This window comes from Actinomadura luzonensis (assembly GCF_022664455.2).
GTDB classification, from domain to species: Bacteria; Actinomycetota; Actinomycetes; order Streptosporangiales; family Streptosporangiaceae; genus Nonomuraea; species Nonomuraea luzonensis.
Map to the genome: position 1 here is coordinate 2311565 of NZ_JAKRKC020000002.1, position 22551 is coordinate 2334115.

Here is a 22551-nt window from a genome sequence, read left to right on the forward strand (position 1 = left end):
CCCCCTCGGGGTCACTGCCGGAACAGCTCCAGCAGCTCCTCCGCGCGGTCCGTGCGGGCGATCCACACCTCGCGGCCCCGCCGCTCGCGGGTGATGAGCCGCCCGGCGCACAACCGGTCGCAGTGGTAGGTCAGCCCGCTCGGCGCGATGTTCAGCCCGGCGGCGAGCGTCGACATCGTCATCGGCTGCTCCAGCGCGTGCAGCAGCTCCGCGCGCACCGGCCCGATCAGCGCCGACAGCTCGTCCGGCGCCTCGGTGTCGGGACGGCGCCACAACGTCTCCGCGCCGGGCACCGGGTACGCGATCCACACCGCCTCCGGCCCGTCCAGCCCCAGGATCAGGGCGTCCCGGCCGGCCAGCATGGGCACCAGCACGATCGGGCGCTCGCCCAGCTCGTACGTGCGCGGCTCCGGGTCGGCGATCAGCAGCCCGCGTCCGCCCGGGTGCGGCCTGACCCGGCCGCTGAGCGAGGCGAGCAGCAGCTCCGGCGTGCCGCGGACGGCGGCCACGCCCACCCGTTCCACCTCCTTGCCGAGCAGCGGCCGGGCGCGCCGCCACACCGGCTCGGCGGCCTCCCACGCGGCGGCCAGCGCGCCGGCGTAGCCGTGCAGCCAGCGTCCCGGCCGCCGGGCGGCCTCCTGCCAGTGGGGCGGCGGCGGGCCGGCGCCGAACGTGCGCTCCAGGTCCGCGAGCAGGGCGCCGGGCGGGGTGTCGCGCAGCGCGATGAGCTGGTCCCGCACGCCGACGTCCCCGGCGGTGGGGGGCAGCGGGACGACGAGGTCGGGGGCGATCGAGCGGCCGGGCGCGCCCAGGGGCCGCGCGGCCTCGTGGCCGAAGCGCCCGGCGCGTGAGCTGAGCGTCCGCCGCCAGTGCTCCGGCAGGCCGCGGCGGCGGCCGGCGAGCGCGTCGGTGACCATGGCGACGGCGGTCAGACTGGAAGAGAGCGAGACGTGCAGCCGAGGCGTGGAGCCGATGATCAGTTCGCTCCACCCGTTGGTGCTGGTTACCGGGACCCCCAGAGTTCGACGGCAGGGACGATCCGCGAGATTAGGGAGCTTCGCTAACTTCCGACTTGAAAGTCCCTTACAACGGCCTGACTCGGTCCCGTCCGCGAAAATCTTGCTCCCAGGGGGGAAAGAGAGGCACTCCAGGTGGTGGATTTGTCACCCTAAGTGCCGACGGAACCGCTGGCCGCGGCCCGCACGGAATGGGAGGCTTCCCGCAACCGCCCCGGCTCCCCTGCGAACGGGGAGCCGGGGCGGAACCTCCGCAGTGTTCACGGAAGAAGGAATGCGGCATGACTCATGACGCCGGCCGCGTCGCGGCCAAGCGGATCAACGACCACGTGGAGCTGGTGCACGCCGACCACCCCGAGACGGTGTTCGAGGTGCCCCGGCGCGACTGGGAGGCGTTCACCACGGCGGTCAAGTCGGGCGCTTTCGACCTCGGGACGCTGGAGCGCGAGGCGGAGGAGAACGTGGCCTGACCGCTTCCCCCAGCCGCGCGACGGCGCCCGCTCCCGTGCAGGGGGGCGGGCGCCGTCCTTGAGGAGAACGCCGCCCCCGTCGCGGGGGCGGTCCGCTCCGGCCGGGGCGGGCGCGCCTGTCTATGGGGGGCGGGGCGCGCCTGCCCGCGGCCGGTCAAGCGTCACCAGGTCAGCCGCGGCCGGTCCAGTAGGCGGTGGCGCGGTTCCAGGCCGCCTCGCCGACCGCGCGCCCGAGCGCGCGCCCCTGCAGGTCGCCGGCCTTGAAGTGGATGCCGCCGTAGCGCCGCGACAGCCCCGCCTGGTCGGCGGCCTCGCTGTAGGTCCGCCACCGCAGCGTCACGTCCTGCGCCGGCGTCACCCAGGGCTCCACCTTGGACGACCCGGCCGCGACGACCGCCTGCCCGCCGAACGCGTCGGTGCCGGTGAAGCGCTTGAGCACCTCGGCCGAGGCCGCGCTGAACGTGCTGTGCCCCGAGACGTACTCGGCGAACGGCGGCGTCGGGAACGTCGAGGGCTGGTACGGCACCCACGACGCCCCGTCCACGCTCCGCCCGCCCCACGTCGGGACCGTGGACCCCCGGTACAGGTCGCGGATCGCGGTGATCGGCCGCCCGGTGTCGTGGTCGCGCTTGACCTCCCACGAGGCGATGCCGGCGTCCATGACGGCGTTGGTCAGCGCGAAGAACAGCTTGACGTCCTGGTCGAGGCCGTGCCGGTCGCGCGCCGAGACCTGCTGCGCGAACAGGCACCAGTGGCCGGGCGGCGTCTCGCTGGCCGGCCCGTCGGCCCAGTACTCGGCGATGGCCTTCTGCCGGTCGTCGAGGGCGGCCGTGAGGGCCACGATCTCGGCGGCCTGCGTCTGCCAGCCCGCCGACCCGTACGGCACGGGCGCGGGAACGGCGTCGGCCAGCGCCCGCGCCGACCCGCCGAAGGAGGCCACCTGACCCCAGTGCGGGGCCAGGAACGGCGGCGTGACCAGGGCGCCCGCCGCGTTGCGGTAGGTCAGCGGCGCCCACCGCCCCGGCTGGGCCAGCGTCGTCAGCGGCTCGGACACGACCACGGGCGCGTTGGCCGGCGCGTAGCCCGTGGTGTCGGCGTACCCGCCGAGCTGGTTGGAGCCGTCGGCGTGGCGCTGGTCGAGCACGGCGCGGCAGGCGGCCAGGCCGGTCTGCGCCGCCTGGCTCGCCGGGGCGGCCGGGTCGTAGCCGAGGTCGGCCATCAGGGCGTCGAACGTCGCCCGCTGCGCCGGATAGAGGTCGGCCGCCGCCAGGTGGGCGGCGTAGCTGATCGCCTCGGCCTTGTTCGCCTGGGTGCGCTCGGCAGCCGGGCGGCGCAGCGACCCGCCGAGCCGGGTGCCGACGGCCACGGCGTCATAGGCCGCCCAGGCGTCGTAGGCGCAGGTGTGCACGATCGCCAGCGCCCTGGCCACCAGCGGCGGCCCGAGCGTGCCGGTGCGCACCGCCGTCAGCATCGCCTGGTTCCAGCGCACGACCAGCGTCGGCCCGCCCGCGTGTGCGGGCACGGCGGTCAGGGCGAGCATGAGCGCGGCGGTCAGCAGGGCAGCGGTTAATCGTCGTACGGGCATGGATGATTCCCCTCGGTGTCGGACGGGCCCCCGAGCGACGATCTCACATTCGAACAGGTATTCGAGCTAACCTTTTGGTGACATCAAGGAAGCCTCAGCTCGGCGAACACGGCCCGGTGGTCGGTGCCCGGCACGTCGGCGAACTCCACCTCGTTCACCGCCACCCGCTCGTCGGCCAGCACATGGTCGATCGCGATGATCGGCGGCACCGGCCGGAAGTTCGGCCAGGTCGGCACCAGGCCCTTGCCCGCCTGGGCGGCGGCGTCCACGTAACCGCGCTCCAGCAGCTCGCGGAAGGCGCGGTGGTCGAGGCTCGCGTTGAAGTCGCCCGCCAGCACCCGCACCGCGCCGCTGGGGGTGGGCGGGGGCAGCGAGCCGAGGGCGGTGTCCCAGTCGTCGGCCATGCGGCCAGCGGCGGGTTGGGATGCACGGCCACGACCTCCACCGCGTCGCCGCCGGGCAGAGTCAGGGCGGCGGCCGGCATGTTGTGGCCGACCGGCGTGAACAGGCCCTTCAGCTCGGTCACCGGGTGCCGGGAGTAGACGCCGCTGCCGGTCGCGCCCGGGGCGTCATGGAGCACCCGGTACGGCAGCAGCTCCTTCAGCCCGGCCTCGTCCAGCCGCCCGGCCGTCTCGGGACGCAGCTCCAGGGCGGTGAAGACGTCCACGTTGTCGCGCCGCACCAGGTCGACCACGGCCCGCGCGTCGGCCCGGCCGAACAGGTTCAGCGTCAGCACCCGCAGCGCCGGGCCGGCCGCCGCCGGCTGCTCCTCGGCGGTCAGCCGCGGCGCCACGCAGGCGGCCAGCACCACGCAGGCCGTCGCGGCCACCAGCGCCGCCGGGCGGTTGCGCCGGACCAGCAGCAACGCCGTGAGCCCGGCGAGCACCGCCCCGTAGGGCGTCACGGTCATGAGCTGGGCCGGGAACGAACCCTGCTCCCATCCGCCGGCCCTGACCAGGGCCCACAGGCCCAGCAGCGTGACGATCGTCCAGGACATCCACCGCCTGCGCCGCCGCCGCTTCGCCGGCCGTTCCGTCCGCGTGGCCTGATCGGTCCCGGCCGTCGTGCTCACTCCGCCGTCCCGTCCACAGATGCGATCACAAGGTGAACCTTAAACGGATCACCGCCCGAACGTGCCCATCCCGCCTGCCGGCTCCGCGGCGCGGCGGGGTCGTTGGTCACCGGGGTTGGGGACCTTCGCCCGCAGTGTCCCGCCTGTCCCCGGGCGACAGTAGTGGTATAGACCACTACGTCAAGGGGGCATGATGACGGCCACGGAGGTCGAGCGCGAGGCCTGGCGGGGATTCCGCGGCACGCAGTGGCGGCACGCCATTGACGTGCGGGCGTTCATCCAGGACAACTACACCCCGTACGAGGGCGACGGCGCCTTCCTGGCGGGACCGACCGAGCGCACCCGGGCGGTGTGGGCCAAGGTCTCGGCCCTGTTCCCGGAGGAGCGCCGGCGCGGGATCCTCGACGTCGACACCACGACCCCGTCCACGATCACCTCCCACCGGCCCGGCTACATCGACCGCGACCGTGAGCTCATCGTCGGCCTGCAGACCGACGCCCCGCTCCGCCGCGCCATCATGCCGGCGGGCGGCCTGCGCATGGTCGAGAACGGCCTGGCCGCCTACGGCCACGAGCTCGACCCCCGGGTGAAGGAGATCTTCACCCGCTACCGCAAGACCCACAACGACGGCGTCTTCGACGCCTACACGCCGGAGATCCTGGCCGCCCGCCGGGCGCACATCATCACCGGCCTGCCCGACGCCTACGGCCGCGGCCGCATCATCGGCGACTACCGCCGCGTCCCGCTCTACGGCGTGGACCGGCTCCTCCAGGCCAAGCGGGCCGAGCTGCGCTCCCTGGACGGCGAGCCGGCCACCGACGAGGTGATCCGCGACCGCGAGGAGCTGTCGGAGCAGATGAGCGCGCTGCACGAGCTGAAGGTCATGGCCGCCTCCTACGGCCACGACGTCTCCCGCCCGGCCGCCACCGCGCACGAGGCGATCCAGTGGCTCTACCTCGCCTACCTGGCCGCGATCAAGGAGCAGAACGGCGCCGCCATGTCGCTGGGCCGCACCTCCACGTTCGTGGACGTCTACCTGGAGCGTGACCTGGCGGCGGGCCTGATCACCGAGGAACGCGCCCAGGAGCTGGTGGACGACTTCGTGATCAAGCTGCGGATCGTCCGCTTCCTGCGCACCCCGGAGTACGACCGGCTCTTCTCCGGCGACCCGACCTGGGTGACCGAGTCGATCGGCGGCATCGGCGCCGACGGCCGTCCCCTGGTGACCCGCACCAGCTTCCGCTACCTGCAGACGCTGCGCGACCTCGGCCCCGCCCCGGAGCCGAACCTGACCGTCCTGTGGTCGCCGCGCCTGCCCGAGCCGTTCAAGCGGTTCTGCGCGGAGCTGTCCATCGAGACGAGCGCCCTCCAGTACGAGAGCGACGAGCTGGTGCGCCCGCTGATGGGCGACGACACCGCCATCGCCTGCTGCGTCTCGGCCGCCCCGGTGGGCCGCCAGATGCAGTTCTTCGGCGCGCGGGTCAACCTCGCCAAGACCCTCCTGTACGCGATCAACGGCGGACGCGACGAGCTGACCGGCGTCCAGGTCGGCCCGGAGCTGCCGCCGCTGAGCGGCGAGTACCTCGACTACGACGAGACCGTGAAGGCCCTCGACCGGATGATGGACTGGCTGGCCGAGACGTACGTGAACGCGCTCAACGTCATCCACTACATGCACGACAAGTACGCCTACGAGCGCCTGGAGATGGCCCTGCACGACTACCCGGTCAAGCGCACGCTGGCCTGCGGCATCGCCGGCCTGTCGGTCACCGCCGACAGCCTCTCGGCGATCCGGCACGCCCGCGTCCGGGTCATCAGGGACGAGACCGGCCTGGCCGTGGACTACGAGGTCGAGGGCGACTACCCGGCGTACGGCAACAACGACGACCGGGCCGACGGCATCGCCGTCGAGCTGGTGCGCTCGTTCATGGAGAAGGTGCGCCGCCACCCCGCGCACCGGGGCGCCGAGCACACCCAGTCCGTGCTCACGATCACCTCCAACGTCGTCTACGGCGAGCACACCGGCAACACGCCCGACGGCCGCCGCGCCGGCGAGCCGTTCGCGCCCGGCGCGAACCCGATGCACGGCCGCGACCGGCACGGCCTGGTGGCCTCGGCCCTGTCGGTGGCCAAGCTGCCGTTCGACGCCGCGCAGGATGGCATCTCGCTGACCAGCACGGTCACCCCGGACGGCCTCGGCCGCACGCCGGAGGAGCGGGTGCGCGACCTCGCCGGGGTGCTCGACGGCTACTTCGACGCCGGCGGCTTCCACATGAACGTCAACGTGCTCACCCGCGAGGTGCTGCTGGACGCGATGGCGCACCCGGAGCGGTACCCGCAGCTCACGGTCCGGGTCTCGGGGTACGCGGTCAACTTCGTCCGCCTCACGCCCGACCAGCAGCGCGACATCGTCAGCCGCACCTTCCACGGAGCGCTCTGAGCCATGGACGGCGTCATCAGCTCGTGGGACCTGTCGGTCGGCGTGGACGGCCCCGGCACCCGTTTCGTGGTGTTCACCTGCGGCTGCCCGCTGCGCTGCCGGTACTGCCAGAACCCGGAGACCTGGCGGATGCGCGACGGCCGCACGGTGCGCGCCGACGAGGTGATGACCGAGATCGGGAAGTACCGCCGCTTCATCGCGGTCGCGGGCGGCGGGGTCACGATCAGCGGCGGCGAGCCGCTGCTCCAGCCCCGCTTCACCGCCGAGCTGCTGAGCCGCTGCCACGCGGGCGGCCTGCACACCGCCCTGGACACCTCGGGGCTGCTCGGCGTCCGCGCCACCGACGAGATGCTGGCCGACACCGACCTCGTCCTGCTCGACCTGAAGTCGTGGGACCCGGCGACCTACCGCCGGGTCACCCGCGGGCCGGTGGAGCCGACGCTGCGCTTCGCGCGGCGGCTGGCGGAGCTGGGACGCCCGGTGTGGGTGCGGTTCGTGCTGGTGCCGGGGCTGACCGACGCCGCGGACAACGTGGCCGGGCTGGCCCGCTTCGCCGCCGGGCTGGGCAACGTGGAGCGGGTGGACGTGCTGCCCTTCCACCGGATGGCGACCGGCAAGTACGAACGCCTCGGCCTGACCTTCCCGCTGGCGCACGTGGACCCGCCCGGCGAGGCGCTGCTGGAGCGGGTCCGCGGCCAGTTCCGCGAGGAGGGGCTGGCGGCCGTCTGACCGGCCGGCCCCTTCACCTCAGGTGTGGCGCGCCGGGTCGCGCTCGTCCCACACCAGCGACTGGCGCACGTCCACGACGCCGCCGAGCCCCTTGGCCAGGTGCACGGCCGCCGCCGCCTCGGTGCGCGTCGCGGTGTGCCCGGACAGCGTCACGATGCCGTCCCGCACCTCGACCACGATGCCGCGCCGGTCGGTCCAGCGGGCCTGCTCGGGGATGGCCTCCTCCACCCAGCGCTTCAGCTCGGCGTCGTCACGCGTGTACGCCTTCAGCAGGTCGCGCCGGCTCACCACGCCCAGCAGCCGCCCGTCCTCGTCCACCACGACGAGCCTCTTGACCCCGCGCGCGTCCATGAGCTGGGCGGCGGTCACCGTGGAGGCGTCCGGGCCGATCGTGACCGGCGGCGACGACATCAGCTCGGCCGCGGTCGCGCCCGCCGCCTTGCGCCGCCCGTCCTCACCGCGCCCGGTCAGCCGGCGGCGCAGCCGGGCCCGCAGCCGCGGCCGGTAGCCCTCGCCGTAGTAGAGCTCCCGGAACTCCTCCTTGCGCAGCAGGTCCGCCTCGGACACCACGCCGACCACCCGCCGCTCCCCGTCCAGCACGGGCACCGCGCTGACCTCCCGGCTCACCAGGACGCCGGCCACGTCCTTGAACGGGGTGCCCGCCGCGACCGAGGCCACCCGGGTGGTCATGACGTCCCGCACGCTGATCCGCATCATGGGATGCTCCTTTCCTTCCCTCCGCCATGCCATCGCAGGTCAGCGGGGCGGCCCCAGGGGCGGAAGTCCCGTGGTGCGGGGCTTTGGTCCGGGGCGTTCGCCCCGGCGCCGCACTCGTGACGGACGACCGTGGCACCGGTGACCTTCGGCCCTGATCATCCGGCCGCCGGTCCCCGAAGGTGAGGGCGAGAGATGACGCTCGTCTTGGCCGGAAGGACACGATCATGTGCAACTACTGCGGCTGCCGGGAGTTCCCGCTCATCGGCCGCCTGTCCGCCGAACACTGGGACATCGAGGAGTGCGCCGGCGAGCTGCGCAGGGCCATCAGGGCCGGGCGCGAGGCCGAGGCCCTGGCCCTGCTGGAGGAGCTGTTCGGCCGGCTGGTCCCGCACACCGCCGCCGAGGAGGGCGGGCTGTTCGCCGAGCTGCGCGCCGAGGGCACGCTGGCGGGCGAGGTGGAGCGCCTGTGCGACGAGCACACCGGCATCCACGGCGTGCTCGGCACGGTGGACCGGGCGGCCCCCGACTGGCCCGCCGTCCTGGACGCCCTGGACCGGCTGCACCAGCACATCGACCACGAGGAGCACGGGCTCTTCCCGGCCTCGGTCATCATGCTGCCGCTGGCCGCCTGGGACCGCATCACGCCGACGGCGGTGTCCGGCTAGCGGGGACCTTCGGCCGGGTGATCAGGGCCGAAGGACCCGGCCGGCGGCCCCGCCCGGTGATCTAGCGTGAGGGACGAGCCCCCCGAGAGCCGCCCGGCCGGCGGCGATCGGCGCGGGGCCTGCACCCAGACGGGCGGCGAGTCGTGAAAGCCCATCCCCGGACTCGCCGCCCTTCGGGTCCCCCCGGCAGCTCAGCGCGCGGTCACCTCGAACACGCCGTGCGCGCCCGCCTCCGCCCGCCGCATCGCGTGGTCGACGACCGGGTAGCGCCCCGGCCCGGGGAACACCAGCTCGGCGAAGCCGCCCTGCGCGGGGGCCAGGTCCAGCACCTGCGCGCCGCCGGCGTCGCCGGTGGTCGTAGCCGGCCGCGGTGCCGGCGACCGCCACGGCCAGGCCGGGCGCGGCCAGCCGCAGGCCGGTCCGCGAGGCCCGCTGGTCATCGCCGTCCCGGCACCAGCGCGCCCGCGCCCCGCGCGGCCAGGGCCCGGACCTTGGTGGCGGTCAGCAGCAGGATGAGGACGGCGGTGCCGGCCAGCAGCGCCAGGCCCGGCCCGTACGAGCCGGTCTGCCCGTACACGAAGCCCATGAGCAGCGGCGGGACGAACCCGCCGAGCCCGCCCGCCGCGCCGACCAGCCCGGTGACCGAGCCCACCTTGTCGGCCGGGGCGACCTGCGCGACCAGCGCGAACGTCGCCCCGCTGCCCGCGCCGAGCGCGGCGGCCATGGTCAGGAACGCGATGGTCCCGACCGGCATCAGCGCCGGGGTCAGCGCCTGCACGCCCGCCATGACGGTGAGCACCGCGAACACGGCGGCCAGCACCGGCACCGGCCCCACCCGGTCGGACAGCCAGCCGCCGACCGGCCGCATGAGCACGGCCAGCACCACGAACCCGGCCATGCGGTTGGCGGCGTCGGCCTGCTCCAGGCCGTAGCCGGTCTGGAGGTAGGCGGGCAGGTAGACGGAGAAGGCGACGTAGCCGCCGAAGGCGAGCGCGTACAGCACGCACGCCTGCCACGTGACGGGCAGCTTCAGGGTGGCCGCCATGCGGGCCAGGAGCGGCTGCGCCGCGACGGCCCGCCCGGGGGCGTCGCGCAGCACGAGCCAGGCGAGCACGGCGTAGCCCGCCAGCACGCCGGCGGTGATGAGAAAGGGCAGCTCGGGCCCGCCCGCCCGGACGAGCGGCACGGTGGTCAGCGCACTGATCGCGGTGCCGCCCATGCCCGCGCCGAACACGCCGACCGCGAGGCCGCGCCGGTGCGGCGGGAACCAGGCGTTGACGAACGGCACGCCGACCGCGAAGGCCGTCCCCCCGATGCCCAGGAAGAACCCGCCGGCCAGCAGCGCCGCCAGCGAGGTCTGCCCGGCCAGCCCGATGAACAGCACCGGGACGATGGTGGCCGCCGAGATCAGCGGGAACATCACCCGCCCGCCGAACCGGTCGGTCAGCGCGCCGACCGGGATGCGGCCGAGCGAGCCGACGATGACCGGCACGGCCACCAGCAGCGCCTGCTGCGCCGCCGACAACCCCAGCAGCTCCTTGAAACGCGGGCCCAGCGGGCTGAGCAGCGCCCAGGCCCAGAAGTTCAGCGCGAACCCCAGGGTCGCCAGGCCGAGCATCACCGCGGGCGTGCGGCCGCCGGTGACGGCCGGTGCGTTCGTCATGTCGTTCTCCATAGAAGGATCTCAAGATGGGGGTGGTGCGTCAGACGCGCGCGCCCAGCAGGATGCGGGCCACGACGTCGGCGGCGCAGTGGTCGTCGGGCAGGCCGTCGAGGAAGGCCGCGTCCTGGCCGAGGGTGAGCAGCGGCGGCTCGGCGTAGCCGTCCGCGCGGTGCTGGCCGAGCCCTACGGCGGCGAGCAGGCCGTTGCACAGGCAGCGCCGCTCCTCGGCCTCCTCGGCGGGCCGGCCCTTGCGCACGAGGACGTCGACCGGCTCGGCGGGGCAGCGGTAGCCGACCGAGCCGTCCGCCCGCTGGTACGGCGTGCGCAGGTAGCCGAGGTCGCACAGGCGGGGCCGCTCCCGGTAGACGGCGTCCTCCGACAACGTCCCCGGCACCTCGGCCACCTTGAACGGGAACCCGGTCGGCGAGGCCCGCGGGTCGTTGCGCACCCGCAGCCCGCCGGCGGCGGCCCGCTCGCGCAGCCCGCGCCGCAGCCGCGGGTCCAGCCCGGACTCCCGGCACAACGCGAACGCCGAGCCCACCTGGACGCCCTGCGCGCCGGCCGCCCGGGCCCGCTCCAGCCCGCCGGGCGTGCCGTAGCCGCCCGCCAGCCAGAACGGCAGCCCGAGCGCGGCGAGCTTGCCCAGGTCGGGCTCGTCGCGCGGCCCGTACACGGGCTCGCCCGCCGCGTCCAGCACCGGCCGGCCGCGCGGCGGCGCGCTGTGCCCGCCCGCCACCGGCGTCTCGACGACGAACCCGTCCGGCCGGGTCGCGGGGGAGCGGGCCAGGTACGCGGCCAGCACGTGCGAGGACACGATGGCCAGCAGCCGCGGCCGGGGGAGCGGCGTCAGGCGGCGGCCCAGCAGCGCGACCGGGTCGAGCCCGGCGGTGTGGCCCTCGCCGCCGGACACCGCGACCGAGATCCGCGCGGGACGGTGCCCGGCCAGGTCGTCGAGCAGGCGCGGCAGCTCGGCCGGGATGCCGGCGCCCACCAGCACGTAGTCCACCCCGGCCAGCAGCGCGCCGTAGGCGGCGGCGGGGGTGGCGAGCTGGATCTTCTCCAGGTAGTTGACGCCGACCGGGCCGTCGTGGCCCTCCTTGGCGAGGAACACCTCGGCGAAGTTGGCCACCACCGCCAGCTCGTCGCGCGCCCGGTGCGCGCGCAGCCCGAGCCGGGGCACGGGCCGGTACGGCACGCCCTCGCCGGTGCCGCCGGGCACGAAGTAGCGGCCGAGCACGCGCTCGGCGACCTCGGGCACCGGGAAGCGGGCCAGGGCGCGGCGCAGGTGGCCACCGGGGTCGCCGCGCTGCAGCCGCCTGGCCAGGGTGACGTCCAGCGCGGTGCCGGACACCACGCCGAGCTGCCCCGTGGCGGCCACCGCGCGGGCCAGCCGCCAGCCGGACACGCCGACCCCCATCCCGCCCTGGATCAGCGCGGGCCAGGCCGCGGCGCGGTCCGCGTCAGGCACCGGGGGCCTCCCGGCCGTCGAGCACGTCGGGGACGGGACGGCGGGGGACGCGCGGGACCGGCGGGCCGTACCCGAGCCTGATCAGCATCTGCACGTGCCCGAAGGGCCCGGTCACGTCGCCGCGGTGCTGCGCGGGGCGCAGGTCGAGCGGCTGGCTGAACAGCGAGGCCGCCACGCCCTTCGCGGTGGCCGTGAGCAGCACCCGCTGGAGCGCCTGCCCGGCCCGCAGCCAGTCGCGCGGCCCGTCGCCGCGGGTGAACAGGGCGGCGAGCTGCGGCTCCGCCTCGAAGTCCGCTTCGGCCTGGCGGCGGCCCGGCGCGAAGTCGCGCATCGGCACCCGGCCGTCGCGGGGCCGCGGGCCGAAGGCGTGCTCCGGCACCCCGTCGGGGCGGGCGTCCGTGCCGGTCCAGGCGGCACGGGCGTCCGTGCCGGTCCAGGCGGCCAGCTCCGCCCGGTACGCCGGGTCGTCGGACAACGTGTCGTCGGCCATGGCGACCAGGTCGAGCACCCGGCGCGCGGTCCGGCCCGCCACCGGCACCAGCGTGGCGCCCTCGGCGTGCGCGGCGTGCACCAGGCCGACCATGACCTCGCGCGCGACCGGCCGGCCGTCGAAGGGGAAGCGGTTGGTGCGCCGGTGCGGGATCATCTCGTGCAGCAGCCGCTCGTCCGGGTCCGGCGGCGCGCCGGGCACGGCGTGCACGGTGGCCAGCAGGTCGGGGCGGTCCGCCGGCCGGGGCAGCAGGCGCACGTGGGCGTCGTGCCCGGTGGCGCGGACGGCCAGCCGCAGGTTGAGCAGGGCGGCGCCGCAGCTGATGCCGAGGCCGCGGCCCATGGGGTCGGTGGCGGTCAGCAGCCGGTCGAGGTCGGCGTACAGCTCCATCGTCGTGTCGTCGGCGCAGTGGAAGCGCCACGGCTGGGTGTTGTGCACGGACGGCGCCGCGACGGCGGCGCCCACGATCGCGCACACGCGGGCGACGGAGGCGAACGGGGGTTCCAGGGCGGCGGCCGGCGACCGGTGGCCGGCCGCGCCGAGATCGATCACCGGGACGCTCCCGGGACAGCGGTGACAGCGGGCATGGGATCACCCTCCCGCGGGCCGGCTGCCCCGCGTCAGGGACCAAAGTCCCTGGCATCAGGCCCGATGGACCGGGATCGGTCAGAGCTTGCGGCCCACGCCGCCGTACATCCAGGGGATCTCGTCGGGGAAGAGCGGGGTGTCGCGCCACTCGGAGACCGCGACGAGCCCCGGCTCGACCAGCTCGAACCCGTCGAAGTAGCGGGCGATCTGCTCCCCGGTGCGCGGGGTGCGGCGCATCGCCTGCCGCCCGGTCGCCGCCAGGTAGTCCGCGGCGACCTGCGGCGGCGCGAGGTCGAGCGTGAGGTGGCTGAGCACCAGCCAGCCGCCCTGGGGGAGGGCGTCGGCGTACGCCTTGACCAGCCCGGCGGGGTCGTCGGAGTCGGGGATGTGCATGAGGAGCGCGACCATCATGAGCGCGACCGGCTGCCGGAAGTCGATGATCTCGCGCAGCTCGGGGTGCTCCAGGATGGCGGCCGGGTCGCGCACGTCGGCCTCCAGGTACGCGGTCCGCCCCTCCTCCGTGCTGGTCAGCAGCGCCCTGGCGTGGGTCATCACGATGGGGTCGTTGTCGACGTACACCACCCGCGCCTCGGGAGCCTCCGCCTGGGCGACCTCGTGGGTGTTGCCCTGGCTCGGGATGCCGGTCCCGAGGTCGAGGAACTGCCGCACGCCCTGGGCGGTGAGGTGACGCACCGCGCGGCCGAGGAAGGCGCGGTTGTTCCTGGCGCTCTCGCGGACGCCGGGGACGGCGGCCATCGTCTCCTCGGCGACCCGGCGGTCGGCGGCGAAGTTGTCCTTGCCGCCCAGCCAGTAGTCGTACACGCGGGCCGAGTGCGGGATGTTCGGATTGATCCCCGACGCTGCGCTCATGATCGAGATCCTAGGCGATGCGCCGCCGGCTGTGAGAGCTTCTCGCGTTCACCGGGTCAGACGGTCACGAAGTCGGCGATGACCACCGTGGCGTCGTCCTTCGGCTCCACCGCGGCCAGCTCGTCGTAGAGCCGGTCCAGGCAGGCGACCGGCGGGGCGGCCGCGTCCAGCAGCTCCGTCAGGCGCTGCGCGCCGAGGGCCCGCACGACGCCGTCCGTCACGATCACCACCCGGTCGCCCGGCCGGACGGCCACCGTGCCGACCTCGGCGTTGAGCGCCGTGGGCCGGCCGAGCGCGCGCAGCGGCGGCCCGTCGTCGAAGCAGTGCGAGGTGGTGAGCGGCGCCGGCGTGCCGCCGCGCGGGCAGTGCCAGATCGCGCCGTTGCCCACGTGCGCGAAGCGGAGGCGCGGGCTCTCGCCCGGGTCCAGCACGATGAGGTCGAGCGTGCTGGTCAGCTCGGGCATGGCCGGGTTGCGCAGGGCGGCGTTGCGCACCGCGCGGTGCGCGGCCTGGGCGCAGTCGTCCAGGTCCTGCTCGCGGGTGCCGGCGTGCTGCGGGCGCGCCGCGACGACGGCCGCCAGCGCGAGGGCCGCGGCCGCGTGGCCCAGCTCCGCGCCCGCCCCGCCATCGGCCGTCGCGACCAGCCGCTCCTGGACGACGTACGCGTCCGACGGCCGGCCGTGCGTGCCCTCGTAGGTGCCCCCCACCGCCACCAGGCGCGGCCGGGTCACCGGCATGCCCGGCGGCCACTTGCCGCGCCTGCCCTGCACGGTCATCACCGACAGACATCCGATCAGGATCGAGATCACGAAGAACGTCATGAGGTCCCCTCCCGCCGCGGCCTTCGCGGCACCGCCCTTTCGGGCACCGCCAGTAGACGCCCCCGCGTGCCCGGACGGCTGACGGCCGATCGGCCGTCGTAGCGTTATATAGGCGGATATGCGCAGGTGACGGCATGACGGCCGTTCGACCGTCATGTCCGGCGGGGCGGCCCCGGTCAGGGTGGGGAGGGGCGGTGCACACCGCACAGCACCGAACCAAGGGAAAAACAGCCATGCGACCCATGACCACCGGCCCGGAAATTCCTTACCGGTCATCCGGGAGAACACATTCTGTTTTCTTTTTGCGCATCCGGAACTGCGTTATCGTGAGACCCGTCCTGTGCTCCCGGCGCGTGCGGACGGCTCATGTCTCACCCCCGCTCCACCAGGTACGACTCGGCGACCCGGCAATTCGAGAAAGCCACCGCCAGAACCGCGGCGGGCGCGCGCAGCGCGGTGGGCGCGGTGGCCGTCGTCGCGGCCTCCTTCGGCGCCGTCCAGCCGGTCTCCCTTTCCTGGCTGGTGCCGTTGCTGGCCGTTCACCTCACCCTGACGGCCTTTTTCGCGCGGGTGTGGTGGCGCAAGGAGCTGGTGCCGCGCGGGCTGGTGGTCGCTGATGTGGCCGTCACGCTCACGCTGTGCCTCGCGCAGCGTCACCTGGTCGCCGAGGAGTCGCTGGACAGCGGCGCGAGCTGGGTGTCGGGGCTGGTCACGATGACGATCATCCTGACCGGAGTGGCCTGGCGGCCGGTCGTCACGGTCGCGGTCGGGCTGGCCGTCGCGGCGGCCTTCGCGGCCGGCGTGCGCCTCGCCTCCGCCGCCCACGACGTCGTCGTCCCCACCGGGGTGCACCTCGTCCAGCTGCTCGCCATCGTCATGCTGATGACGCTGCTGCGCCGCTCGTCCGCCAAGACCGACGCCTTCCTGGAGCGCAGCGTGCGCGCCGAGATCGCCCTCATGGTCGAGCGGCTGCGCCGCGAGGACCAGCTCAAGCAGGTCGGCAGCATCCACGAGACCGCGCTGCACACGCTCACCATGGTCGGCCTCGGCACCTACGACCGGCCCTCGCCGACGCTGGCCGCCCAGGTCCGCACCGACCTCGCCGCGCTGGAGAAGCTGCGCGACACCCCCGGCGCCGACTCCGCCCCGATCGCCCTCGACGCCCTGCTCGACGAGGTCGCCGGCCGCGCCGCCGGCCTCGACGTGCGCACCGACCTCACCCCCGAGACCGTGCCGGGCGACGTCGCCGAGCGCTTCGCCCGCGCCGTCACCGAGGCCCTGGCCAACGTCGCCCTGCACGCCGGCGTCCAGCAGGCCGAGGTCGTCTCCACCCGGCGCGACGGCGAGATCGTCGTGGAGATCGCCGACAGCGGGCGCGGCTTCGACCAGGAGCGCCTGCCGCCGGACCGGTTCGGGGTGCGCGGCTCCATCCTCGACATGATGCGCACGCTGCCCAACGGCGGCGCCCAGATCTCCTCCGGCGCCCAGGGCACCCGCGTCAGCCTGTGGTGGCGGCCATGACCGAGGAGATCGAGCAGGTGGCCCAGCGCTACGCCCGCTACACCGCGCTCGGCGCCGCCGTCATCGCGGCCGTCTGGCACCTCGGCTACGACCTGACCGTCACGCTCACCGGCTGGCCGGCCTACCGCCTGCCCTGGCTGAACGTGGCCGCCTGGCTCGTCTACACCGCCGTCTTCGCCGTCGCCCTCCGCTCGCTGGCCCGCGAGTCGCGCGGCCCGGCCCGGATCCGCGAGCTGGCCGTCGTCACGCTCGCCGTGGACGTCATGGGCATCGTCGCCATCGAGCCCCGCGAGCTGCTCGGCATCAGCGACTGGGCGTGGGGCTCGATCGGCTGGATCGGCGTCATGCTCGTGTGGGGGCGGCCGCGCTGGCGCCGCGAGCTGATCGCGATCCTCGCCGCCAACGCCGCCGTCATGCTGGCCGCCATGGCCCTGACCGGCATGCTCGACCGCGTCGCCATCTCCAAGTACCTCGTGGTCATCGTCGGCGGCATCACCATGCAGCTCGGCTACACGTGGGGCTGCCACCTGCTGCGCACCCGCGCCGAGGACGCCGTCCTGCTGGCCCGCCGGCTCGCCGCCGACGACGCGCTCCGCGAGTCGGCCCAGCGCATCCACACCGACCGGCTGCGCAGGTACGCCGCCATCCGCGACGTCGCCGAGGAGCTGCTGCAACAGCTCGCCGACGGCGCCGACCCCGGCGACCCCCAGGTGCGCGACGGCTGCACGGCCGGCGCGATGCGGCTGCGCCGGCTCATCACCGAGCGCGAGGACGTCCCCGACGAGCTGGTCTCGGCGCTGCGCGAGCGCATCGAGGCGGCCGAGCGGCGCAAGGTGATGGTGACGGTGCCGCCGTTCGGCGACTACCTGCCCTGCCTGCCCGACGGCGTGCGCGAGGACCTGCTGCGGGCCCCGGTCCGGGCGCTCGACGGGGCCAGGACGCGGGCCCGCGTAACGGTGTCGGCCATGTCGACGATGGTGAGCGTGGCCGTCGTGGCCGACAACGACGACCTGCCGGTCAGCGCCGCCCCGGTGCGCGAGCCGAGCGGCGTGGTCGTCACCTATCAGCGGCAGGGAGGGGAGGTATGGGTCAACAGCATCTGGCAGAACCCGTCACCGGGCCGGTGACGGTCGCGCTGGTGGAGGACCACCAGGTCGTGGTGGACGGCGTGCGCTCCTGGTTCGGCCCGCCACCGAGCCCGGTCGAGCTGGTCGCCGAGGGGCCCACCATCGAGGCGGTGCAGGGCGTCGAGGCCGACGTGCTGCTGCTCGACCTCAACCTCAACGGCACCATGGTCGTCGACCGGGTGGCCGAGCTGTGCCAGGGCGGGCAGCGGGTGATCGTCTTCTCCGAGCACGAGGAGCCGGAGACGGTGCGCGCCGTCCTGGACGCGGGGGCGTCGGCGTTCATCGGCAAGGGCCGCGCCACGCGCGAGTCGTGCCTGGAGACGATCATGGAGGTGGCCGCCGACCGGCCCACCGTCACGCCCCCGATGGCCCAGGCCATCGCCACCGACGAGCGCCCCCACCGGCCCCAGCTGTCGGACAAGGAGCGGGAGGCGCTGCTGTTCTGGTTCCAGTCGATGTCGAAGGCGTCGGTGGCGGCCCGGATGGGCATCAAGGAACGCACCGTGCGCCAGTACATCGACCGGGCCCGCGTCAAGTACGCCGCCGCCGGCCGCCCCGCCCCCACCAAGGAGAAGCTGCTGATCTGCGCCATCCAGGACGGCCTCATCCAGCCCGACGAGGTGACCATCTACACCTCGCTGGCCGCCGACCCCGGCCCCCGCTGAAGCCCCTGGCCCCGGTCCTCCCGGCGGGAGGGGACCGGCAGGGCCGAGGCCAGGTCAGCGGCGGCGTACCAGCTCGGCGGGGTCGAAGCTCACGGGGAAGGGCGCGGGCGGCGTGGCGACCGCGCCGGCCTTGAACACGGCGGGCGGGTCGTAGGAGTCGCCGTCGAGCTCGTACACGTAGAGCGCGGGGCCCTCGTCCGGCTCGATCCGCCAGTAGAGCGGAATGCCCGCCTCCGCGTACGCCTCGGTCTTCAGGATGCGGTCACGGACGTTGGTGCTCGGGCTGCCCACCTCTACGGCGAGGAGCATGTGCTCGGGGGAGAACATCAGCCCGACGCTCTCCACCAGGTTCGTGGGGACGACGACGAGGTCGGGGATGTAGAAGTCCCTGTCGGTCACCCGCAGGTTGACCGTCGCCAAGGGCTCCAGCTCCGGCGGCGCCGCGTCGGTGAGGATGACCTGCAGCCGGAAGCAGATGCGCTGGTGCAGGGGAAGGGGGGCTGGGCTCACCAGTAGGCTCCCGTTGAAGAGCTCGTAGCGGTTCCCGTCGTCGGGGAACTTGAGAAGGTCGTCGACCGTGTACGGGGGCGCGCCCGGAAGTACCGTGCTGCGCTCCGTGCCCGGTTCGATCGTCGCCATCGCGGTCACCCACTCAGTATCGAGAACTCGGCCCTCGCTCACATGCTACTTCTCCAAAATCACGCACGCTGAGTCACCGCTCGACCACGGTGAAAGTTTCACCTGCCGGAAAGCCCTTTCCCCTGCTCATCCCCCCTCTCTGCCGTCCTGACAACGACACTCACTTGGCCGCGGCGATTCCGGTCAGATACCGTCCCGCACCAGGAGCGCTCCTCCCCACCGGCAACCCCCGACCGGAACACGGAGACCGCACTATGCCCCGACCCGCACGGAACCGCTGGGCGCTGCGCGCCCTGGCCCTGCTGACGTCCATGGCGATGGTCGTCGTCGTGCCGCTGGCCGAGACCGCCTCGGCGCACGGCACGGTCGTCGACCCGGCCACCCGCAACTACGGCTGCTGGCTGCGCTGGGGCAACGACTTCCAGAACCCGGCCATGGCCCAGCAGGACCCGATGTGCTGGCAGGCCTGGCAGGACAACGCCAACGCCATGTGGAACTGGAACGGCCTCTACCGCGACAACGTCGGCGGCAACCACGAGGGCGTCATCCCCAGCGGCCAGCTCTGCAGCGGCGGCCAGACGCAGGGCGGCCGCTACCGCTCCATGGACACCCCCGGCGCGTGGAGGACGACGAGCCTGCCCGCCACGTTCGACATCCGGCTGACCGACCAGGCCCGGCACGGCGCGGACTACATCAGGGTCTACATCACCCGCCAGGGCTACAACGCCCTGACCACGCCCCTCGGCTGGGGCGACCTGGAGCTGATCCGGCAGACCGGCAAGTACGCCCCCAGCGACACGTACCTGATCAACGGCATCAGCAAGGGCTCGCGCACCGGCCGCCACGTCGTCTACACGATCTGGAAGGCCTCGCACATGGACCAGACCTACTACTTCTGCAGCGACGTCACCTTCAGCTGAGCCCCGCCCCCGCCCCGGCCGCCCCCGGCCGGGGCTTCGCCGTGGAGGCGCGCACGGCCAGCTCGATCGGGTGCAGGCGCTCGGTGCCCACCGGCGCGGCCCCCGACAGCAGCTCGAACAGCAGCTCCGCGCAGCTCGCCCCGGCCTCCTTCGGCCGCAGGTCGATGGCGGTGATCGGCGGGTCGGCGAGGCGGGTGCCCGCGCTGTCGACGCACGAGGCGAGCAGCACCTCCGCGCCCGACTCCCGCAGCAGCGGCGCGACCTCCGTCGCCGCGCCCGCGGGCGCGCACACCAGCGCGTCCATCGGGGTTCCGGGGCCGGCGCCGAGCAGGGCGCGGGCGGCCGCGCGCACCTCGTCGCCGGTCGCGTCGAACGACACCCGCCGCACGAGCGGCGCGACCTCCCGCGCCGCGCACCAGTCGAGGTAGCCCCGGTGCAGGCTGGCCGCCCAGTCGCTCTCGTCGCCGGCCACGATGAGCGCCGGCCGGGCCGCGCCCGCCCCGCGCAGGTGGTCGAGCAGCCGGGCCAGCATGGGCGCGTGCTCCGACCAGACCACGCCGTCGGCCTGGCGCGGCCCGGGGAAGCGCTCGCACGAGACCGTGGGCAAGCCGGTCCCCATCAGGCGCTCCACCACCGGGTCGCCCTCCAGCGGGTCGCCGAGCACGAGCCCGTCCACCCGGGGCGGACGCGGGCGGCGCTGGCCGGAGGTGATGAGCGTGACGTCGTAGTCGTGCCGCGCCGCCTGCTCGACGACGCCGAACACGAACGACATGTAGTACGACGAGCGGGTCAGCACCTCGGGGACGTGCAGCCCGATCGTGCCGGTGCTGGCCCTGCGCAGGTGGCGGGCCGAGCCGTTGGGGACGTAGCCGAGCCGTTCGGCGACCTGCGCGACCGCCGCCCGGGTGGTCTCCGAGACCCGCCCGGAGCCGCGCAGGGCGTCGGAGGCGGTCGTCTTGGACACCCCCGCCTCACGGGCGACGGTGAGGATGGTGACCGGCTCGTCTGCTTGCACGCCCCGAATGGTAGCGGCCCTCATGAGCGCCCCCTCGCGGGCTCTCGTCCGTAAACGATGTGTTTCAGCTGGCGTCCAGGTCTTGTGCCGTCCGTCCTGCGGGTTTTATGTTAGCCCGCAATTGCCGGAACGTTCCGGCAGCAGAAAGGGGCGGACACGTTGCACCTCACCACCGGCCGGCACCCCCACCCCCTCGACCCGCTCGCCGCGCGGGAGATCGACGAGGTCAGGCGGATCCTCATGGCGGAGGGCCTGCTGACCGAGCCGGTGCGGGTCGCCTACCTCGGCCTGGAGGAGCCGCCGAAGCACGAGGTCCTGGTCTGGGAGCCCGGCGCCCCGCCGCCCGCCCGCCGCGCCCGCGCCTACCTGCTGGACCTGTCCACCGAGGCCGCCGAGGCGGTGACCGTCTCGATCACCGCCGGCGCGGTCGAGTCCCGCACCCCGATCGACCCGCTCACCGACGGCCAGGTCCCGATGCTCGACGAGGAGCACGCCCTGGTCAGGAAGGTCCTGCGCGAGGACGCCGGCTGGGCCGCCGCCCTCGCCAGGCGCGGCATCGACGACCCGGCGTCGGTCTACCTGGCCGCGCTCAGCGCCGGCCACTTCGCCCGGCCGCGGGAGCACGGCCGCCGCGTCGCCCGGGTGCTGGCCCACCTCATGCCGACCCGCGCGAGCCTGCCCTGGGCGCACCCGGTGGACGGCCTGGTCGCCTACGTGGACCTGGTCAAGGCCGAGGTCATGGAGATCGTCGACACCGGCCCCCAGCCCGTCCCCGCCGAGCCCGGCGACTACGGCCACGGCCCCTACCGCACCACCCAGAAGCCCATCCACATCACCCAGCCGGACGGCCCCAGCTTCACCGTGGACGGCCCGCTCGTCACCTGGGAGAAGTGGAGCCTCCGCCTCGGCTACGACATGCGCGAGGGCCTCACCCTGCACCGGATCGGCTTCGAGGACGGCGGCCGGGTCCGCCCCGTCGTCTACCGCGCCTCGGTCGCCGAGATGGTCGTCCCCTACGGCGACCCGAGCCCCGTCCGCTTCTGGCAGAACTACTTCGACACCGGCGAGTACCAGCTCGGCAAGCTGGCCAACTCCCTCGAACTCGGCTGCGACTGCCTCGGCGAGATCACCTACTTCGACGCCGTCGTCACCGACGGCGCCGGTCTGCCCAAGGTGATCACCAACGCGATCTGCATGCACGAGGAGGACTACGGCGTGCTGTGGAAGCACACCGACCCCGCCAACGGCTCCCGCGAGACCCGCCGCCAGCGCCGCCTGGTCATCTCCTTCTTCGTCACCGTCGGCAACTACGACTACGGCTTCTACTGGTACCTCTACCTGGACGGCACGATCGAGCTGGAGGTCAAGGCCACCGGCATCGTCTTCACCGGCGCCTACGACGACCGCGCCGCCCCCTACGGCTCCGAGGTCGCGCCGGGCCTCGCCGCCCCCTACCACCAGCACCTGTTCAGCGCCCGCCTCGACATGACCGTGGACGGCGTCGCCAACGCCGTGGACGAGGTCGAGGCGAAGACCGTGCACAGCCCGTACGGCAACGCCTTCACCCGCGTCGCCACCCGCCTCCGCACCGAGCGCGAGGCGGTCCGCGACGCCGACCTCAAGGCCGAGCGCACCTGGCACGTCGTCAACCCCGGCGTGCTCAACCGCCTCGGCCGCCCGGTCGGCTACGCCCTGCACCCCGAGGGCAGGCCGACCCTGCTGGCCGCGCCCGGCTCCAGCATCCACGGCAGGGCCGAGTTCGCGACCCGGCACCTGTGGGTCACCCGCTACCACCCGGCCGAGCGCTACCCCGCCGGCGACCTGGTCAACCAGCACCCCGGAGGCGCCGGCCTGCCCGCCTACACCCGGGCCGACCGCGACCTCGACGGGCAGGACATCGTGCTGTGGCACACGTTCGGCCTGACGCATTTCCCCCGCACCGAGGACTGGCCGATCATGCCGGTCGACACGTGCGGGTTCGTCCTCAAGCCGGTCGGCTTCTTCGACCGCAACCCGACGCTCGACGTCCCGCCGAGCGCCTCCGCACGTTCCTGCCACTAGAGGAGAAGA

22 protein-coding genes and 1 pseudogene are annotated in these 22551 nt (G+C 74.2%); 11 read left to right on the forward strand and 12 right to left on the reverse strand.

Going from position 1 to position 22551, the window contains the following annotated elements; all coding sequences use genetic code 11:
- Positions 1-11: 11 nt before the first annotated feature.
- Positions 12-917: an ArsR/SmtB family transcription factor gene (locus MF672_RS41100; protein ID WP_247815683.1), complete on the reverse strand. Its 906-nt coding sequence runs from the start codon at positions 915-917 to the stop codon at positions 12-14.
- Between the two features lie 380 nt (positions 918-1297).
- Between MF672_RS41100 and MF672_RS41105 the strand changes: the two genes are divergently transcribed.
- Entirely contained in the window at positions 1298-1486 is a 189-nt protein-coding gene (locus MF672_RS41105; RefSeq protein WP_242383265.1) for a hypothetical protein, read from the forward strand.
- 169 nt (positions 1487-1655) lie between these two features.
- Here the strand turns inward: MF672_RS41105 and MF672_RS41110 are convergent, their stop codons facing one another.
- Positions 1656-3071, reverse strand: coding sequence for a vanadium-dependent haloperoxidase (locus MF672_RS41110; protein WP_242383267.1), 1416 nt, complete (start codon positions 3069-3071; stop codon positions 1656-1658).
- 83 nt (positions 3072-3154) lie between these two features.
- Positions 3155-3807, reverse strand: a pseudogene (locus MF672_RS52315) (endonuclease/exonuclease/phosphatase family protein).
- Here MF672_RS52315 and MF672_RS41120 point away from each other — a divergent pair.
- From MF672_RS41120 to pflA, 4 genes are all read left to right on the forward strand, one after another.
- Positions 3725-3967 (forward strand): hypothetical protein, encoded by a 243-nt coding sequence (locus MF672_RS41120; RefSeq protein ID WP_242383271.1) that lies wholly within the window; start codon positions 3725-3727, stop codon positions 3965-3967. The pseudogene MF672_RS52315 and the gene MF672_RS41120 sit on opposite strands and share 83 nt — an antisense overlap.
- Positions 3968-3979: 12 nt before the next feature.
- Entirely contained in the window at positions 3980-4120 is a 141-nt protein-coding gene (locus MF672_RS41125; RefSeq protein WP_242383273.1) for a hypothetical protein, read from the forward strand.
- Positions 4121-4333: 213 nt separating this feature from the next.
- Entirely contained in the window at positions 4334-6583 is a 2250-nt protein-coding gene (gene pflB / locus MF672_RS41130; protein WP_407654799.1) for a formate C-acetyltransferase, read from the forward strand.
- Between the two features lie 3 nt (positions 6584-6586).
- Positions 6587-7312 carry a pyruvate formate-lyase-activating protein gene (gene pflA, locus MF672_RS41135; protein ID WP_242383275.1) on the forward strand — a complete coding sequence of 242 codons (726 nt, stop codon included), beginning with the start codon at positions 6587-6589 and terminating at the stop codon, positions 7310-7312.
- A gap of 18 nt (positions 7313-7330) precedes the next feature.
- Here the strand turns inward: pflA and MF672_RS41140 are convergent, their stop codons facing one another.
- Complete coding sequence (locus MF672_RS41140; protein WP_242383277.1) at positions 7331-8029, reverse strand: CBS domain-containing protein; 699 nt, start codon at positions 8027-8029, stop codon at positions 7331-7333.
- A 224-nt stretch (positions 8030-8253) separates the two neighbouring features.
- On the opposite strand from MF672_RS41140, the gene MF672_RS41145 reads away from it, so the two are divergent.
- Positions 8254-8694, forward strand: coding sequence for a hemerythrin domain-containing protein (locus MF672_RS41145; RefSeq protein WP_242383278.1), 441 nt, complete (start codon positions 8254-8256; stop codon positions 8692-8694).
- Positions 8695-8885: 191 nt separating this feature from the next.
- Here MF672_RS41145 and MF672_RS41150 read toward each other — a convergent pair whose 3' ends face one another.
- From MF672_RS41150 to MF672_RS41175, 6 genes are all read right to left on the reverse strand, one after another.
- Positions 8886-9134 carry a cupredoxin domain-containing protein gene (locus MF672_RS41150; protein WP_242383280.1) on the reverse strand — a complete coding sequence of 83 codons (249 nt, stop codon included), beginning with the start codon at positions 9132-9134 and terminating at the stop codon, positions 8886-8888.
- Entirely contained in the window at positions 9131-10357 is a 1227-nt protein-coding gene (locus MF672_RS41155; protein ID WP_242383281.1) for a nitrate/nitrite transporter, read from the reverse strand. Before MF672_RS41155 ends, MF672_RS41150 begins: the two co-directional genes overlap by 4 nt.
- 40 nt (positions 10358-10397) lie before the next feature.
- The gene (locus tag MF672_RS41160) at positions 10398-11825 is read right to left on the reverse strand and encodes a nitronate monooxygenase (protein WP_247815684.1); all 1428 of its coding nucleotides are present in this window, start codon (positions 11823-11825) and stop codon (positions 10398-10400) included.
- Entirely contained in the window at positions 11818-12867 is a 1050-nt protein-coding gene (locus tag MF672_RS41165; RefSeq protein WP_242382400.1) for an Acg family FMN-binding oxidoreductase, read from the reverse strand. The genes MF672_RS41160 and MF672_RS41165 overlap by 8 nt, the downstream gene beginning before the upstream one ends.
- A gap of 114 nt (positions 12868-12981) precedes the next feature.
- Positions 12982-13773, reverse strand: coding sequence for an SAM-dependent methyltransferase (locus tag MF672_RS41170; RefSeq protein WP_242382401.1), 792 nt, complete (start codon positions 13771-13773; stop codon positions 12982-12984).
- Between the two features lie 56 nt (positions 13774-13829).
- Positions 13830-14594 carry a PP2C family protein-serine/threonine phosphatase gene (locus tag MF672_RS41175; RefSeq protein ID WP_242382402.1) on the reverse strand — a complete coding sequence of 255 codons (765 nt, stop codon included), beginning with the start codon at positions 14592-14594 and terminating at the stop codon, positions 13830-13832.
- A 366-nt stretch (positions 14595-14960) separates the two neighbouring features.
- On the opposite strand from MF672_RS41175, the gene MF672_RS41180 reads away from it, so the two are divergent.
- From MF672_RS41180 to MF672_RS41190, 3 genes are read left to right on the forward strand one after another with little or no spacing between them, the layout of a single operon-like run.
- Entirely contained in the window at positions 14961-16115 is a 1155-nt protein-coding gene (locus MF672_RS41180; protein WP_242382403.1) for a sensor histidine kinase, read from the forward strand.
- Complete coding sequence (locus MF672_RS41185; RefSeq protein ID WP_242382404.1) at positions 16112-17242, forward strand: hypothetical protein; 1131 nt, start codon at positions 16112-16114, stop codon at positions 17240-17242. Before MF672_RS41180 ends, MF672_RS41185 begins: the two co-directional genes overlap by 4 nt.
- Entirely contained in the window at positions 17200-17907 is a 708-nt protein-coding gene (locus MF672_RS41190) for a response regulator (protein ID WP_242382405.1), read from the forward strand. The genes MF672_RS41185 and MF672_RS41190 overlap by 43 nt, the downstream gene beginning before the upstream one ends.
- A 54-nt stretch (positions 17908-17961) precedes the next feature.
- On the opposite strand, the gene MF672_RS41195 is transcribed toward MF672_RS41190, so the two are convergent.
- Positions 17962-18546, reverse strand: a complete 585-nt coding sequence (locus MF672_RS41195) for a Uma2 family endonuclease (protein ID WP_242382406.1) — start codon at positions 18544-18546, stop codon at positions 17962-17964.
- A 254-nt stretch (positions 18547-18800) separates the two neighbouring features.
- On the opposite strand from MF672_RS41195, the gene MF672_RS41200 reads away from it, so the two are divergent.
- The gene (locus MF672_RS41200) at positions 18801-19466 is read left to right on the forward strand and encodes a lytic polysaccharide monooxygenase auxiliary activity family 9 protein (protein ID WP_242382407.1); all 666 of its coding nucleotides are present in this window, start codon (positions 18801-18803) and stop codon (positions 19464-19466) included.
- Here MF672_RS41200 and MF672_RS41205 read toward each other — a convergent pair.
- Positions 19459-20481, reverse strand: coding sequence for a LacI family DNA-binding transcriptional regulator (locus MF672_RS41205; protein WP_242382408.1), 1023 nt, complete (start codon positions 20479-20481; stop codon positions 19459-19461). The genes MF672_RS41200 and MF672_RS41205 overlap by 8 nt on opposite strands.
- A gap of 159 nt (positions 20482-20640) precedes the next feature.
- Here MF672_RS41205 and MF672_RS41210 point away from each other — a divergent pair, with 159 nt between their 5' ends.
- Positions 20641-22542: a primary-amine oxidase gene (locus tag MF672_RS41210; protein WP_242382409.1), complete on the forward strand. Its 1902-nt coding sequence runs from the start codon at positions 20641-20643 to the stop codon at positions 22540-22542.
- Positions 22543-22551: the final 9 nt, after the last annotated feature.

Bases quoted from the DNA above. Each gene is read 5' to 3' on its own strand.
- pflA (WP_242383275.1), top strand. From the start codon at position 6,587: ATGGACGGCGTCATCAGCTCGTGGGACCTGTCGGTCGGCGTGGACGGC.
- MF672_RS41140 (WP_242383277.1), bottom strand. From the start codon at position 8,029: ATGATGCGGATCAGCGTGCGGGACGTCATGACCACCCGGGTGGCCTCG.
- MF672_RS41145 (WP_242383278.1), top strand. From the start codon at position 8,254: ATGTGCAACTACTGCGGCTGCCGGGAGTTCCCGCTCATCGGCCGCCTG.
- MF672_RS41200 (WP_242382407.1), top strand. From the start codon at position 18,801: ATGCCCCGACCCGCACGGAACCGCTGGGCGCTGCGCGCCCTGGCCCTG.
- MF672_RS41125 (WP_242383273.1), top strand. From the start codon at position 3,980: ATGAGCTGGGCCGGGAACGAACCCTGCTCCCATCCGCCGGCCCTGACC.
- pflB (WP_407654799.1), top strand. From the start codon at position 4,334: ATGATGACGGCCACGGAGGTCGAGCGCGAGGCCTGGCGGGGATTCCGC.
- MF672_RS41175 (WP_242382402.1), bottom strand. From the start codon at position 14,594: ATGACGTTCTTCGTGATCTCGATCCTGATCGGATGTCTGTCGGTGATG.
- MF672_RS41110 (WP_242383267.1), bottom strand. From the start codon at position 3,071: ATGCCCGTACGACGATTAACCGCTGCCCTGCTGACCGCCGCGCTCATG.
- MF672_RS41150 (WP_242383280.1), bottom strand. From the start codon at position 9,134: ATGACCAGCGGGCCTCGCGGACCGGCCTGCGGCTGGCCGCGCCCGGCC.
- MF672_RS41195 (WP_242382406.1), bottom strand. From the start codon at position 18,546: ATGGCGACGATCGAACCGGGCACGGAGCGCAGCACGGTACTTCCGGGC.
- MF672_RS41180 (WP_242382403.1), top strand. From the start codon at position 14,961: ATGTCTCACCCCCGCTCCACCAGGTACGACTCGGCGACCCGGCAATTC.
- MF672_RS41105 (WP_242383265.1), top strand. From the start codon at position 1,298: ATGACTCATGACGCCGGCCGCGTCGCGGCCAAGCGGATCAACGACCAC.
- MF672_RS41170 (WP_242382401.1), bottom strand. From the start codon at position 13,773: ATGAGCGCAGCGTCGGGGATCAATCCGAACATCCCGCACTCGGCCCGC.
- MF672_RS41155 (WP_242383281.1), bottom strand. From the start codon at position 10,357: ATGACGAACGCACCGGCCGTCACCGGCGGCCGCACGCCCGCGGTGATG.
- MF672_RS41185 (WP_242382404.1), top strand. From the start codon at position 16,112: ATGACCGAGGAGATCGAGCAGGTGGCCCAGCGCTACGCCCGCTACACC.
- MF672_RS41190 (WP_242382405.1), top strand. From the start codon at position 17,200: ATGGGTCAACAGCATCTGGCAGAACCCGTCACCGGGCCGGTGACGGTC.
- MF672_RS41100 (WP_247815683.1), bottom strand. From the start codon at position 917: ATGGTCACCGACGCGCTCGCCGGCCGCCGCCGCGGCCTGCCGGAGCAC.